We start from the raw sequence: 15,141 nt of genomic DNA, 5'->3' as shown, positions 1-15,141 counted from the left end.
GCGCGGGTCAGCTGAAGTCGATCCGCGCCAGCTCGGTCCGTGACGTGATGCCGAGCTTGGTGAAGACGTTGCGCAGGTGGAAGGCGACGGTGCGCGGGGACACCCAGCACTGGGCGGCCACGTCCTTGTTCGACAGGCCGGTGCCGACCATCTCGGCCACCTTGCGCTCCATCGGAGTCAGGTCGAGCAGGGTGGAGGGGTCTCGCTTGCGTGCAGTCTCGCCCGAGGCCCGCAGCTCCTGCTCGGCCCGGCCCAGAAGGGGGCCGGCTCCCAGGTCGGCGAACGTCGCCACCGCCGAGCGGAGGTGTGCACGAGCGTCCACCCGTCGGTTCGTCCGCCGGAGGAACTCGCCGTATGCCAGCTCGGCTCGCGCTTGCGCATACGGTCGATGCGCCTGCCGATAGAGGCCCACTGCCGTCTCGAACTCCTCCGAGGCCTGCGCGGGCTCGGTCGCGGCCACGGCGCGTGCGAACGCACTGTCGGCCAACGCCCAGGGCAGCTTGGATGCGGCGGCGAACGAGGTGAGCGCGGCGACAGACCCGTCCTCGTCCCCCGCTCGCCCTCCGGCACGGACGCCAGCGTCGATGCGGTCCACCGCTGTCATCCGCTGCAGCGCCGGCACGCGCAGCGCCTCGAAGTGGTGCAGCGCTGCCGTGGCATCACCCGTCGCGGCGGCCCGGGTGCCTCTGGCCCAGCGGGTCAGGTCGTGCACCGGGTCGGTGAGGATCCCCAGCGGGTGCTGGGCCACCACGATGTCGAGGTCGCCCAGGTGTTCGTCGAGCTCGTCGCTCCCGGTGAGGGCGGACAGGAGGGCGAACCAGGCAAGTGGCGCGGCGGTGAGCGTGGGCTGCCCGACGCTCCGCGCCAGGGTGAGCGCCTCATCGGCACAGGCGCGTATGCCGTTCCAGTCACCCGCAGGGAAGTGGGCGAAGGCGAGTCTCTGGAGGCCGTAGATGACGACCATGCCGGCACCCTGCTCGCGGGCCGCGGACACCATGGCGGCATAAAGGAGGCGGGCTCCGGCGTCGTGGCCGAGGTGCAGGGCGGCGTTGCCGAGGTTGCCCAGCACATCGAGGTCCTCCACCTGTCGTCCTGCCGCCAGAGCCCGATCGAGGGTCGCTGTCGCGCTGGCCCAGTCCGTGTCAGCGGAGGCGGTCATCGCTTCCAGGAGCTGGCGGAGGCACGCCGTGCGAGGGGTGTCCCGGCTCGCCGGGACCAGCAGTCGGGCCAGTTCGTCGTTCGGCATCACGGCGCCGCTGTCACCACCGTAGGTGCGTGTCATGGCCGCGGCGACGGCCATCTCCAGCGCTCGAGCGTCATCGTGGTCGGCGACGTTCCGGGCGGCGACGGTGAAGATACGGTGCGCGTCCGTGGCCGAGCCCACGTAGATCTCGATGCGCGCCCGCAGCCGGTCGATGTCTGCTCGCAGGAGGGGGTCCGATGCCAGCTCGCGGGCCGAGGCGGCCAGGGTTCGCGCTCGAGCGGCCTGCCCGGCCGCCCAAGCGGCGCGCGCTCCCCCGAAGAGCCGCGCCGCTCGCTCCGCATCGGCCGTCGAGAGCTCGGCTGATCGCTCGTAGGCGTCCGCGGCCGACAGCTGGGCACCGCGCTGCTCGGCGCGGGCGGCCACCTTCGCCAGGGCGTCCGCGACGCCGGCGTCCAGCCCGTCGACGGCGGCTGCGCGGTGCCACGTCGCCCGGTCCTCGTCGCGCCCACCGAGGGCGTCGGCCAGCACCTGATGGACCTGCCGTCGCTCGAAGCTGGTCGCCGCCTGGTAGACCGCCGAGCGCACCAGGGGGTGCCGCACGGCAACGGTCTCGCCGGTGACGGTGAGCAGACCCGAGCGTTCCGCGTCATCCCAGGCGCGCGGCTGCACCCCGAGTGCGCGAGCCGCACGGCGCACCGTGTCGACCAGCCCGGTGGCGTCTGCTGCGGCCACGAGCATCAGTGTCTGCGCCTCTTCGCTGAGGCGCCGGCACCGATCGAGAAAGGCTCGCTCGACGCCCGCAGTCAACGTGAGGAGAGCCGGCAGCGGGGCCGCGCCGTCCAGCTGAGCGGGGCTGAGCGCGCCGGGCAGCTCGAGCAGCGCGAGCGGGTTGCCGCCCGTGTCGCCGACGAGCCGCGCGGCCACGTCATCGGGCAACAGGTCGCCGTCACGACGTTCGTCGAGCAGCTGTCGCGCGGCTGCCTCGTCCAGGCCGCCCAGCTCGAGGACGGGGAGTCCCTCCGCAGCGAAGGCCGGACGCCCAGGCCCTCCGGCGCGGGCTGCAAGGACCACGACGACGGGGTCCGCCGACAGCTGACGCGCAGCGAACAGCAGCGCGTTCGCAGACGCCGGGTCGAGCCACTGGGCATCGTCGACGACGCACACGACAGGCCGGTCGGGCTCGGCGGCCTCGGTCAGCACCGACAAGGTCGCGACCCCCACGAGGAAGGGCTCGACGGTGGGGCTGTCCACGAGGCCGAACGCTGCACCCAACGCCCGCGCCTGGGGAGCGGGGAGTCCGTCGACGAGGCTGACGACCGGGCGGAGCAGACGGTGGAGGGCGGCATACGGCAACGGCGACTCTGACTCGACCCCGGCGGTGCGCAGCACGAGTGCCCCTGACTGCGCGGTCGTGGCGAGGCCACGCAGCAGCGCGGTCTTGCCGATGCCGGGTTCGCCCAGTACGAGGAGCGCCCCCGAAGTGCCAGCACGTGCCTGTGCCACGAGGCGGTCGAGCTGCGCGCGTTCGCGGTCGCGGCCATGGAGCACATGCCGACGGTACCGCTGAGGCGAGCTCCCCCACGCCGTTCCAGGGCCTATGGCGGCGACCTCCGGCGATCGCGCGGCGGCGAGGCTACAGCCCGAGCATGACGGCGTTGCGAACCGCGTCGTTGACGGCGTGCGCCAGCGCCGGAGCCGCGAGGTTGCGGGAGCGGCGCCAGGCGAACGAGAGAGGAACGCCGAGAACGATGTGGACGACGACGAGCTCGACGACCAGGAGCGGGAAGGGCAACGGCACGTCGGACGAGACCGGGAGATGCCAGAGTCCCCACAGCGCGGACACGAGGACGGCCGACCACCAGCCGCGTTGCTCTCCCTCGCGGTGCACGTGCGCGTCGACAGCTGCGCGGAAGGTGACCTCCTCCAGCAGGAACGTGGCCGGGAAGTAGAGCGCGGAGTACGTGGCGAGCGTCGCGAACGCCGCCGTCGCCTGAAGCGGAACCCCGGCCGCGAGGTGGACGATCCCGTAGACCGTCAGCATGCCGCCGGCCCCGATGGCGATGGGGAGGGCCGCGGCACGGATGGTGGCCGGCACGGTCGAGGCGCTGAGGGAGAACGCTGCTGCGACGGCACCGGTCGTGGCCGCCAGGTACCAGCCGAACCTCATCAGATCGCCCGCCAGCAGCGCCTGGAATGCGAAGTGTGCCGGGACCACTGCCAGCAGCATCGCGGTGACGACGCCCCGCCTGTTCAGCGCGAACCGCGACGTGCCGGCCGCGAAGAGCTCTCGCAGCGGCCGGCGCCGCACGAACACCTGGAACGCCAGGGTGAGCGGGATGCCCAGGAGCAGGTAGGCGTCGTCGTCGAGGCGCAGGACGTAGCCCGCGGCGACCCAGGCGCCGACGAAGGTGACGGCTTCGACCACCCGACGGCGTCGCGACGCCTCGCGGCCTCCCTCATCGATGCTGCCCGCCGCCGTCGTGGGCGAGATCGGGGTGAGCGGCGTGTCCGGGAACGTGGGACTCATGAGTCGGCTCACTCCTCGAAGGGTGCGAGGGCGATCGCGGCGGCGAAGGCGCCGTGGCGACGAAGGAGCATGGCGCGGCCCTGCGGAACCCTGGCCGCCTCGTCGGCCCACGCGGCGGTGAAGTGCGCCTTGAACCCCTCTCGGGGGTGCAGGCGCACGACGCCCTCGAGGACAGCGCGCGGCACGTCCCAGCTCCGGAGACCGACGACGTCGAGCCCTGCGCCGGCGGCGAGAAGGTAGGCGACCGGGCCTGCTTCGCGGGCGACGCGGGGGCTGTGGTGCATGGTGATGGCGGTCTGGACGGTCTCGATCGCCGACGTCGAGAGACCTACCTGCTCCGCGACGTCGGTGGCGACGCGGGCCGAGGTGAGGGTGAAGTCGTCGCGCCCCCGGGCCAGGACCAGCCCCGTGTCGTGGAGGAGAGCGGCAGCGTAGAGCAGCTCCGTGTCGACGTCGATGGCGTCGACCTCGCCGAGGGCGCGCCCGAAGCGGTAGGTCCGGTGGCTGTGGTTGAGCAGGGTCGTCGGCAGGACCCGGGAGGCGGCATCGAGCGCTGCACGCGTCAGGGGCGAGTCCGGTGGACGCAGCCGATCGGGAGACACGTAGGCGTGACGGCCGCGGCTGAGGTGGGTCATGAGCGCCAGCCGGCCGAGGGCGTTGCCGACGTGGACGCGGGCAAGGTCGACCACCATGGCACGTCGTTCGCTCGGCTCGAGGCGCCCGCCGGTGCGGCGGGTCCAGTCGTAGGTTCCCGTTGCCTCGCGCGTGCTCATGGCACTCCCTTTCCCCGGTTCTCGCACCGCCGCTGACTACGTACGGCTGTCCGTGGCACCGCTCGGCCGCGGCAGCTCCCCCGACTCTGCCGCTGCCCCGAGTTCGTCGCCCCGGCCAGATGGCCGGGGCATGCAGCGAGGGTGGCCGGGGCGTACAGCGAGGGAGGCTCAGTGGTTGGTGAGCCATTCGGCGTAGAAGAGCGCGAGGCCCGCGGTGACGCAGATCCCGGCGATGATCCAGAAGCGCGCCACGATGACCACCTCAGACCACCCCACCATCTCGAAGTGGTGGTGCAGCGGGGCGATCCGAAACACACGCTTGCCGGTGAGCTTGAAGCTGGCGACCTGGATGATGACCGAGGCCGTGACGACGACGAAGAGGCCGCCCAGCACCACGAGCAGCAGCTCGGTGTGGGTGAGAATGGCCAGTCCGGCCAAGGCGCCCCCGAGAGACAGGGAACCGGTGTCGCCCATGATGATCTCGGCGGGCGACGCGTTCCACCAGAGGAACCCGAAGCACGCACCGCCGATCGCACACGAGATGACCGCGAGGTCTAGCGCGTCGCCGACGTCGTAGCAGCCAGGCCCCGGCGCGACCGAGCACCCCTGGTTGTACTGCCACATGGCGATCAGCGTGTACGCCCCGAACACCATGACCGCAGCCCCGGTGGCCAGCCCGTCAAGGCCGTCGGTGAGGTTCACGCCGTTGGACGCCCCGGCGATGAGCACGCCCGCCCACGCGATGAAGAGGACCACCGCCACCACCGGACCCGCGAAGGCGAGATCGATGCCGGTGTCCCGGAGGAACGAGATCGCCGTGGATGCCGGCGACTGTCCCTGCTCGTTCGTCAGCAACAGGGCAGCCAGGGCGAAGACGACGGTGACGAGCGCCTGACCGACGAGCTTCTGCCGCCCGGTGAGGCCGAGACTGCGCTCCCTGCGGATCTTGGTGTAGTCGTCGAGGAACCCCACCAGACCGAGTCCGGCCAGCAGGAAGAGCACGAGCACGGCACTGAGCGAGATCCCGTTGTGGATCACCGTGAGCGCCCCGGTGGCAGTCAGCAGCGTCAGGATCGCGTGCGAAGCGAAGTACCCGACGAACACCGCTGCGATGATGACCGCGCCACCCATGGTGGGCTTGCCGCGCTTCACCTGGTGATGAGCCAGGTCGTCATGGATGAACTGGCCGTACCGTCGCCGGACCAGCAGGGCGATGAAGGGTTTCGTGCAGAGCAGTGCCACGGCCATCGAGATGCCACCGGCAAGCATGACGTTGATCATCGGAGCTCTTCGCTGCCCTTCGTCCGCGGTTGGGGACTGTGGCTCACGCGGGCGGGTGGGCGGGCTGCCCCCTCGGCCGCGGCCACATCGGCGACCAACCCTAGGCCAGTCGCAGCGCGAATCCTGACCAGCGGGTGCAATCCGTCCATACGCCTCCAACTCCGACCCGTTCATCCGGAACGGACTCGCCGTCGCGGTGGCAGGTCTAGCGTCGGAGAAGGACGTCGCTTCTGACGTCAGGCCCTGGCCCCAGCGAAACCACGAGAGGAAGCCATGTCCGAGAAGCAGAGCATCGACACCCCGCACGAGCGCCGTCCCTTCGCAGACCACGGCCATCTGGACGTGGTCACCCTCGGTGATTTCACGTTGGGCCGGGGGGTCTTCGAACCGGGCTGGCGCTGGTCGAGCGACGTGAAACCTCTGGCCGGCACCGACTCCTGCCAGACCCACCACACTGGAATCTGCCTGTCCGGGCACATGACCGTCCGCTTCGACGACGGCAGCGAGATCGCAGTAGGCCCCGGCGATGTCGTGGACCTGGACCCCGGTCACGATGCCTGGACCGACGGTGACGAACCGTGCGTGCTGCTCGACACCGGGATCAAGGCCTACGCCAAGCCCGCCTGAGACCCCCATCTGAGACCGACGACTGAGACCGTCCGTCTCGGCGCTCGGCCAGGGCTGCTCGGAGGCCCGGCGAGTCGCACGTCGCATGGGCGGGGCAGGTCGCTTCTCGGCGACCTGCCCCGCCCATGGTCCGAGTCTCAGCAGTGGAGGCTCGGGTTCCACGCGGCGAACCGGCCGGCGGGGTTGTGCGTGCCCACCCACACGTGCAGGTCGTAGTGCGCCGGCATTCCGGGCTCGTGTCCGGGCATCGGGCCGTCGAAGCCCTGCCCGCCGTACATCGGGGTGGGCTGGCCGATCTCGGGCTCGAAGAACTCCGCGCTCCACAGTTCCAGCCCCCCGCCCTTGGCGGGGCCGTAGGTGAGGAAGGGCGGGCGGGCGGGGTCGACGACTCCGGGCGTGATGAGCGCCGGGTTCATGAAGTGGATGCCCATCGCCCCGGCCGGACTCTCGGCACATTCGCCGACCTGCACGTAGCCGGCCGCGATCGCGGCGTCGACATCGTGGAACTTCGCGACGGCGGCTCGCGTCTTCGCGACGAGCTGGTTGGTGATCGCCGCCGAGTCGGGTGCCGGCGCGGCCTGGGCCGGGAGCACAGCGGCTCCGAGGACGAGGGCCGTCAGGACGCCACCGACGGTTCGGGTGGTGCTTCGCATGTCTTTCTTCTCTCCTTGGTTGGTCTCGTGGATCAGACCGCGTGCGCGGCCAGCCACATCCGGGTGGGGTCGTACCGGTCTCGCGTCGCCGCGAGGCGTTCGCGGGTGGCCACGTCGTAGAGCGCGGATGCCGCGACCTGGCGCTCCGTGAAGTTCGGGAAGTCCGTGACCGCTGCCCAAGGCCGCATCGCGTCGACGGTCGCCTTGGTCACCTGCTCGCCGAGCGTCAGCAGGTCGGGAACCGGCACCGCACTCAACGCGAACAGTGCGTACTGACCGTGCAGACGCGGCAGTGCGGCATCCGTCGACGTGTCGAGCGCACCGCCCGCGTGCCGGATCTCCGCGACCATGAGCGGGGTGTCGACGCCCGGGCCGGCCACGGCGAGGAGCGTGTCGATCGCGTCGGCCGGAAGGGCGGTGAGCATCGCGTGGTCGCTCACACCGGGCGTCGGGGCAGGTGGGTCCATGTGGACCCCGAGGAGCCCGGCGGCCGGCATACGGCCGAAGGTGTCGATCTCCGGCTCCAGCGCGCGCAGGGGTGCGAGCAGCTCGGCGGCCGTCTCGTCGCTCTCGAGGATCGCGCCGTCGATGACGACGAGGCTGCGACCGCTCAGGAACGGCGGCAGGTCGGGTATCGGCGGAAACCTCAGGAACCGAATGCTCGTGGTTGCCGACTCGGGAGCGCGCGAGGTCCACTCGGCCCAAGCACGGAGCACCTCCGCGCCGCGAGACAGGTCCCACAGCAGCATGCCGGCATACACCTCGGCGTAGGGCAGGAGGTCCAGCTCGATCGCCACGACCGCGCCGAAGCCGAACCCGCCGCCGCGCAATGCCCAGAAGAGGTCGGGGTGCTCATCGGCGGTCGCACGCACGAGGGCGCCGTCGGCGGTCACCACCTCGAACGCGCGCACGGAGGTGCAGGCGAGGCCGTGGCGGCGGCCGTAGAACGAGAGCCCGCCGCCGAGGACGTAACCGGCGACGGCGACATCACCGGCGCTGCCGTGCAGGGCGGTGAGCCCGTGCGGCGCTGCCGCCGCGACGACATCCCGCCACAGCGTGCCTCCGAGCACCCGCGCCGTGCGGGCGACCGGGTCGACCGTCACGCCAGTGAGCTCGTGCAGGCGCAGCAGCAGGGCGTTGTCGACGCGACCGTCGAGCGTGGACGCCAGGTGACCCGTGCTCTGTGGCGCGACGCGCAGGCCCAGCTCGGCCGCCGATGTCACCGCGGCGATCACCTCGTCGACCGACTGCGGCACGGCTACTGCGGCGGGGCTCAGCGGGAACGCGAGGTTCCACGGCGAGCACGCCTCGTCGTAGCCGGCGTCGCCGGGGAGCAGGAGTCCCGAGACGCCCCGCAGCGCGGCGACGTCGAGAGTGGATGCAGACATGTGAGTTCCTTCGTGGCTGGTGGATGGTGTGAACCCGTGCGTGACCACCTCGGCGCGGAGGGCGACGAGCATGCCCGGCTGGGCAAGGCGCTCCGCGGGCAGCACGTCGATGGGCACGTGGGCGCCCTCGTATGCGAGCCGTTCGCGGATGAGGTCGAAGACGTCCTCAGGTGCTGTGGTCGAGGCCACGCGCCCGGAGGCGCCCGGCCCCGGCACGGAGGCGCCCGGCCGCGGCCCGGAGGCGCCGGGCCCCGGCCCCGCCGCGTCGTCGACGCGCGCCGGGACGGGCGACAGAACCGTCAGCCGCCCGAGCGCCGCGAGGGCCAACCCACGACGTTCGAGCTCGCGTTCCAGACGCACGAACGCGAGGCAGGCCTGAGCCGTGGCATCTTCGGCGTGCATGAGCCGGCCGTGGTCGTCGACGGAAGCCGTTCGGATGGTGATGGTCACGAGACGAGCCTGTTGGCCGCCCCCGCGGCGCGAAATCCCAGTCGCACGGGGAGTTCCGGCTCCCAGCACCACGGAAGGCAAGGACCCCACACTTCTGGGATGTCAGCGAGCCCGCACCCCGCGGCATACTGTGCGCATGGGGAATCGGCTGACGGCCGAGCGCGTCCGTGGGGATGTCGACGTGCTCTCGCGTGCAGGGCTCGACCTCGACGAGTTTCTCGGCGAGGCATCGGCCGCCGTGCGGCGCGCGGTGCCGTGGGAGGCTGCGTGCGTCGCCACGCACGACCCGGCGTCGCTGTTGCTCACGAGCGGCCGAAAGTACGGCGCTCTCGCCGAAACCGACTCGCAGGACGTGCTCTTCGCGAACATCGAGTACGGCGGCCAGGAGCGCTCATCGTTCCGGCACCTCGCCATCGCCGACCGATCGGCGATCGGCATGCACGAGTCGATGCCCGACTACGTCGACGAGTCACTGCGCATGAACCAGCTGATCAAGCCCATCTTCGGGTTCGGCGACGAGGCGCGGGTGCTCTTCAAGGACACCCTCGGCATGTGGGGCGGGATGGCCCTCTTCCGCGACCACAACGACCCGAAGTTCGCCGCCGACGACGTCGAGTTCCTCGGATCGCTGTCGGGGTCGTTCGCGCGTGGCGTGCGCGCCGGGGTGCTCGCGCGCCTGGCCGAGCCCGAGCAGCTGGCGCCCACCGGGCGCTCCGCCTCCTGCGGTCCGGCGGTGATCATCGTGGACGCCACCGACGAGGTGACCCAGATCAGCCTCGGCGCCGAGGAGCGCCTTGCCGAGTTCCGGTCGGCGCCGCACCTCATCGACCCGATGGGCATCGTCTTCACTCTCGTCGCCGCCGCCCGCCACAGCCTCAGCACCCCGGGCGCCGGTCTGCCGCGCGGACGCGTGCGTGCGGCCTCCGGTCACTGGCTCCTCCTGCATGCCGCACCGCTCGCCTCACGCAACGGTGTCACCGGCGACGTCGTCATCACGATCGAGGAGGCGCGGCCGCCGGAGATCGTCGAGCTCGTCGTCGCCGCGTTCGATCTCACCGCACGCGAACGCGACGTGACGCGGCTCGTGCTGCAGGGAGTCGACACCAAGGAGATCGCGACGACGCTGCACGTGTCGGCCTACACGGTTCAGGACCACCTCAAGTCGATCTTCGACAAGGCCGGTGTGCGCAGCCGACGCGACCTCATCTCGCGCGTCTACTTCGACCAGTACGCTCCGCGGCTCGGCTCGGTGGTCGGCCCGACGGGCGGCTACCTGGAGTAGCGGACCGCCCAGCACGTGCGAGAGGCCCTGACCAACGTTTCCGCTGGTCAGGGCCTCTCTGAGCACTGGGTGGCAGGTGAAGGATTCGAACCTTCGTAGCTCTCGCGACGGATTTACAGTCCGAGGGATCCAACCCTCTGACCTGCGTCGACGGGACTCAGAGCGAAACTTCACCACGATCGCAACACGGACACTCGCTCACAGCCCTTGCCTGTCCCCCATGGCCGGACTGGGAAGCACCCTTGTTCTTGTCCCGCTGCACAGGACCGGCGCCGCGCAAGCGAGCCATGAGCCTGCGTCCTACCGCCCGCAGTGACGCGACCTTGTCTGGTTGACGAAGTCGTCGCTTGGTGATCGACCGTAGGAGACTGGGCATGCCCATTCACAGGGATACCCAGTCCGTCGCCGGGTGGCAAACCTCATCCCCGCGGTCGCCAGTTCTGACAGGGCCCAGCTCGTCCCTCGCACGCTCAAAGCACGCGGAGACACGTCGAGCTACCGTTTCGCTTGTCGATGCGACCAACCTGACGAATCGCGCGTGCGCGTAGTCCTGTGCGCTCGGCACCCTGACCAAGAAGGTCGAAGCCTTCGCAAGCGCTTGCGCTGCAGGGGCCCATCCATCAAGGGAGCACAAGGTCGGCGTCGCTTCGCGCGCACATGACGAGCCAACCGGGCTGAGTAGATGGCAGACTCCCCTTGTCTAGCCGACGACCTAGAGGAGTACACGGTGTCTACCCAAGAGGTGGCTGACCAACTTTCGCTCGACGTGGATGAGGGGGACCTTGCTGCGGACGTGAGGCCGGATGCCACCGTAACCTGGGGTACCGATTGGACGGTCAGTACAATCGTCGATCAGTTGCGTCGCGGACGATTCGATTTGGAGCCGGCGTTTCAGCGGAGAGATGTCTGGAATGTCACGAAGCGGTCTCGCTTCATTGAATCACTGCTTTTGGGAATTCCCGTGCCGCAGGTCATTCTTGCCGAACGCCAAGAGACCCGAGGACGGTTCATCGTTCTAGACGGAAAACAACGGCTTCGAAGTCTGCAACGCTTTGCCGGTTTGGATGGGCCACCGATGCGCCTATCGGGGTTAGATGTCCTCACGCACTTGAATGGACTGACCTATGAAGATCTCCAAGCGGACAACTCCTTCGAGGACCACACTGCCTCACTCGAGAACGCCGCGATTCGGGCCGTCATACTGCGGGGCTGGGCCAATGAGAGCCTTCTATACCTAACCTTCCTTCGACTTAACAGCAACGTAGTCGGCCTATCGCCGCAGGAGCTGCGCCGAGCACTCCATCCTGGCCCCTTCATGGACTATGTCATGCAGGCATCAAGTGAGAGCGGTGCGATTCGGAAATTCCTGAATATCAAGAATCCGGACTTCCGCATGCGAGATGCGGAGATTCTTACGCGCCACATCTCGTTAACCCTTAGATACAAAGAGTACCGGGGGGATCTTCGAAGGTTTCTCGACGAATCGTGTCAAGAGTTTAACTCGAACTGGGGTCGCGTGTCGGAACAAGTCACAACTGTAGGGTCCGGGCTTGACCTTGCTATCGAAACCACCCTAAGAATCTTTGGAAAGGACGCATTCAAACGAGCTACGTCCCGGGGTTTTGAGTCACGCAAGAATCGAGCCGTCCTCGACGTCATGGCGTTCTACTTTCAGCACCCTGAGGTGGCACGGCAAGCGCTCGACACCTCAGAATTGGTGCGGCAGCGATTCGAAGAGGCCTGCAAGACGGATCCTGACTTCCAGTCCGCCTTGACATCGACAACCAAAAGCGTACCCAGCCTCCACACAAGGATGCGCATTTGGGGGAAGGAACTTGGCGAAAGCGCGCCTAGCGCACAGAAGTACATGCCGTGATGGCCACGCTAATTGCATATCATGAACTACACAACGCACTTAACCGCCTCAGGAGCCGACTTTCGTCGCCAGCAAGACCCGTTGCTCGTGACGCAGACCTCTTGATAGGCGACGCCTATTTGGTATCGACCCATGCTGCAATCGAGTTCTTCTTTGAGGAGTTAAGTCGGCGGGCGGTCTACGCCTCCTTGTGGAAATTGCGCACGTCGCGAGTTCGATCGCCACTGCTCGAGGCAATTGCTGCCACGCACTACTATGCCTGTGCTACAAGCCTCCCTCGCGGCGACTTAACAGTTCACGGGTCAGTCGAGGAAGAGACAAAGGCGGCCATCGCCTGGTACATCCGTCGCCTCGACGGGAACAACGGAGTTAAACGACTAAACCTCCTCGCCATGCTGCTACCGCTTGGGTTCCATGAGTCCGATTTTGACCCGGTGTGGCTCGCTTCCATGGACTCTTTCGGTGGCCTTCGCGGGGATACTGCACACGGTCGGCCAGTGACCCGATTCGGCAGGCCGCCGGTAGACATTGCACCGTCTGGCTTCGGGCCTATCAAAGTCCCGGTCTGGAGTACCTCGGCAACACGGACGAGGACGAGTCAGGCACCCTGGGATATTGACCGAACCCTTTCGGGCCTCCTTCCCGAGATGCGTCTCTGGGACATGCGTGTAAGGTCCCGCTTTTAGGGAAGCGGCGGTCAAATCGGCTGGGACGGTGGCTCGCTTCCGGCCGATAGGGCGCCGGCCACGAGCACCCGCCTTAGCCGCGTCGACCCTCGCCTGCCAGGCATCCGACAAGCCCTGATCAGCGCATCGGCCTGATATACGATGAGGCCACCGAGCACTCGACGCGTGCTCCCCCATCAAAGGAGCATGTTGTGACGGCATCTTCGCACACGAGCAAAGTCGAGTTGGAGGCAAGCCTTATCCAGCTGTGCGAACAGATGCTTGTGCGTCATTCTGCCGCTGAACCCAAGATCGTGCGACATGAGCCGGCGTTCTTCAACGTCGACGTACCAGACTCCCCGCGCGTAATTCGAATCGAGGGGCGCGGCGAATTCCTGAGCGCGATTACCGAGGCGCTGGAGTCTGGACCGGTGATATGCATTCCTCCGCTCGTGTACAACCCGAAAACGCACACCTCTCCACGAATGCTCAGTGCGCTTACCTCCAAGTCCGAATACCCGCTCGTAGTCGTCTCCACGTGGACCGGTCTTGAATCCCACGGCGACCTCGGCCCATCCACCGTTCCGCCAGGGAGGCGACCGCTGGTAGTGCTGAACGCCCATGAGCCGAGACGCCATAGGGTCGCCGTTCTGTCTGTCCCAGTGACATCCGACTATCCAAACGTCTTGCGCATGTTCCGGTACGACGCGGGGGACGAGCCGAAGTTGGTACGTCGCCAACTGGACCAGCTCCTCAAGAGGCGGAACGGGGCCATGCCGCCGTTCGGATATGTAATCGACCAGCCGGAACTCGGGCTGACGAGCCTTCGATTCGACACTCACGATCCCGAACTGCGGCGGCGCAACGAGTCGTTGTCTGAATTTGGCTCGTCGGAACACCTCACCGATCTATTTTCGGTTGTGAGACCGATACCTCCGCCCACCGATGGTGCGGCGGATGAGGATGCCTTGCAGGAGGACGCGGCCCGGCTCGAATCGCTTGACGTTCTGAACGTTGACCGCACCGGGCGGGCCTACCGCACGGAGCGTCCCCTCCAGCCCGACCTCGAGATCTGGGCGGATGAGGTCATTGAGTTGCACGAGGGCGACCTCCTCCTCTCCCCTAAGTCACCTGGCTCTCTCCGGCATGGACTACATGTGATCGACGTCAGGGTTTCGGACCTTCCTTCTCAGGCCGCGTCAGGGACAATTACCCTTCGGCCAAGGCAGCATCTCTCCCCTGCCCATCGTCGCATCATCCGCGCCTACCTTGGCTCTGACCTCCTGAAGGAAACCCTGCGCGCCAACATTCCATCGTCGATGCAGGGGTTCGATTATCTTGCGCACATTCAAGTACCCCGCCCGGATGACGGTTTGGCAGCGAGCATTGTGGAGATCGACGCCGCGGCGGCGCGACTCTATGCGTGGCTGACTGAGGCGGACGCACTCTTGGCCACCTCGTTTGATAGACAAGATGCCAGGGAGGCCAGAAGGATGCTTGTGGGCGCCGGAAGGCTGTTGAGGTTGCGCGTGGAGGGAGCCGCGGCTCTTGACGACTTCAGCTACGCCGTAAGAACCAGATACCCTCACCCACTTGCATATCGATGGCGTGCCATGGAGGCCCAACTGGACGGGCAGGATGTACACGCCGCATATCGGGAGATACTCGAGTGCTACGAAGTGCTACTTACTTTCGTTGCGCAGATTGGTCTTGTTGTTGCTCTCGAGGCGGGCGAGCAGGTTAAGTCCGTAGCCGCCGTGAGGGAAAAACTGAGGATCGGCCGGTCAGGCACAGGGATAGGTGACTGGGTCGCAATCCTGGAGGAGCTTAGTGGGCCGCGGTTTGTCGGTCGCGACCTAGATCCGGCACTTATTTCGGCCTGCGGCTTTCTGGAGCGCACCGGCACGCTCGCCCAGTCGAGGAAGAGGATGAGCGAAAGGCGCAATGACTACGCTCATCTAAGACGACTACCCGTAGATCGGATGCCAAGCGAACTGGATGACGCATATCAGGATCTCAAGGCGCTTATGCAGCGCGCCGAGTTCCTAACTGACTTGAAACTCCTCAGCGTCGAGACGACCCGCCTCAATGCATTCGAGGGAACGTCCGAAGTAAAGTTCAGACAGATGATGGGGGATCACTCCATCGTTCCCCTAGAGTCTCAAGTCCTCCGCAGAAATGATATCGAGGCTGGAAGTCTTTACATTTCGGATAGCAGTGGCGGATGGCACCTAATCCGCCCGTTCCTCTACGGAGGGGTCTGCCCAGAATGCCACACGTGGTCAACCTTCCACTTGGACAGGAGAGACAAAGGTGAACTCGTGCTCAAGAGTCTGGAGCACGGTCACACCATGAGGGATGCCTCACAGCGATCGGCGCTAGAGCAGGTTGGCCTCCTCTAAGTGAGGGCTCCGT

At 67.4% G+C, this 15,141-nt stretch carries 10 protein-coding genes and 1 tRNA gene; 4 read left to right on the top strand and 7 right to left on the bottom strand.

What is annotated here, in order from left to right; translation table 11 throughout:
* Positions 1-7: 7 nt before the first annotated feature.
* From FHX52_RS16170 to mraY, 4 genes are all read right to left on the bottom strand, one after another.
* Positions 8-2,752 carry a helix-turn-helix transcriptional regulator gene (locus FHX52_RS16170; protein ID WP_141823337.1) on the bottom strand — a complete coding sequence of 915 codons (2,745 nt, stop codon included), beginning with the start codon at positions 2,750-2,752 and terminating at the stop codon, positions 8-10.
* Between the two features lie 85 nt (positions 2,753-2,837).
* On the bottom strand, positions 2,838-3,731 hold the full coding sequence (locus FHX52_RS16165) for a CPBP family intramembrane glutamic endopeptidase (RefSeq protein ID WP_141823336.1): 894 nt from the start codon (positions 3,729-3,731) through the stop codon (positions 2,838-2,840).
* An 8-nt stretch (positions 3,732-3,739) separates the two neighbouring features.
* The gene (locus FHX52_RS16160; protein WP_141823335.1) at positions 3,740-4,504 is read right to left on the bottom strand and encodes an HD domain-containing protein; all 765 of its coding nucleotides are present in this window, start codon (positions 4,502-4,504) and stop codon (positions 3,740-3,742) included.
* Positions 4,505-4,672: 168 nt separating this feature from the next.
* Complete coding sequence (gene mraY, locus FHX52_RS16155) at positions 4,673-5,785, bottom strand: phospho-N-acetylmuramoyl-pentapeptide-transferase (protein ID WP_141823334.1); 1,113 nt, start codon at positions 5,783-5,785, stop codon at positions 4,673-4,675.
* A gap of 273 nt (positions 5,786-6,058) precedes the next feature.
* Here mraY and FHX52_RS16150 point away from each other — a divergent pair, with 273 nt between their 5' ends.
* Entirely contained in the window at positions 6,059-6,412 is a 354-nt protein-coding gene (locus tag FHX52_RS16150; protein WP_141823333.1) for a cupin domain-containing protein, read from the top strand.
* 137 nt (positions 6,413-6,549) lie between these two features.
* On the opposite strand, the gene FHX52_RS16145 is transcribed toward FHX52_RS16150, so the two are convergent.
* On the bottom strand, positions 6,550-7,065 hold the full coding sequence (locus FHX52_RS16145) for a hypothetical protein (RefSeq protein WP_141823332.1): 516 nt from the start codon (positions 7,063-7,065) through the stop codon (positions 6,550-6,552).
* Positions 7,066-7,097: 32 nt separating this feature from the next.
* Entirely contained in the window at positions 7,098-8,903 is a 1,806-nt protein-coding gene (locus tag FHX52_RS16140; protein ID WP_221630621.1) for an FAD-binding oxidoreductase, read from the bottom strand.
* 136 nt (positions 8,904-9,039) lie between these two features.
* Between FHX52_RS16140 and FHX52_RS16135 the strand changes: the two genes are divergently transcribed.
* Positions 9,040-10,185 carry a helix-turn-helix transcriptional regulator gene (locus FHX52_RS16135; protein ID WP_141823331.1) on the top strand — a complete coding sequence of 382 codons (1,146 nt, stop codon included), beginning with the start codon at positions 9,040-9,042 and terminating at the stop codon, positions 10,183-10,185.
* A 70-nt stretch (positions 10,186-10,255) separates the two neighbouring features.
* Here FHX52_RS16135 and FHX52_RS23930 read toward each other — a convergent pair.
* Positions 10,256-10,331: transfer RNA gene (locus FHX52_RS23930), tRNA-Tyr, on the bottom strand.
* A gap of 581 nt (positions 10,332-10,912) precedes the next feature.
* Between FHX52_RS23930 and FHX52_RS16130 the strand changes: the two genes are divergently transcribed.
* Complete coding sequence (locus tag FHX52_RS16130) at positions 10,913-12,061, top strand: DUF262 domain-containing protein (protein ID WP_185747319.1); 1,149 nt, start codon at positions 10,913-10,915, stop codon at positions 12,059-12,061.
* An 877-nt stretch (positions 12,062-12,938) separates the two neighbouring features.
* Positions 12,939-15,128 carry a hypothetical protein gene (locus FHX52_RS16125; RefSeq protein ID WP_141823329.1) on the top strand — a complete coding sequence of 730 codons (2,190 nt, stop codon included), beginning with the start codon at positions 12,939-12,941 and terminating at the stop codon, positions 15,126-15,128.
* The last annotated feature ends 13 nt before the right edge of the window (positions 15,129-15,141 follow it).

Origin of the sequence: Humibacillus xanthopallidus, assembly GCF_006717145.1 — a bacterium.
Classification (GTDB): domain Bacteria; phylum Actinomycetota; class Actinomycetes; order Actinomycetales; family Dermatophilaceae; genus Humibacillus; species Humibacillus xanthopallidus.
Note: the sequence above shows the minus strand (reverse complement) of the source record. Positions and strands in the feature narration are given on the sequence as shown.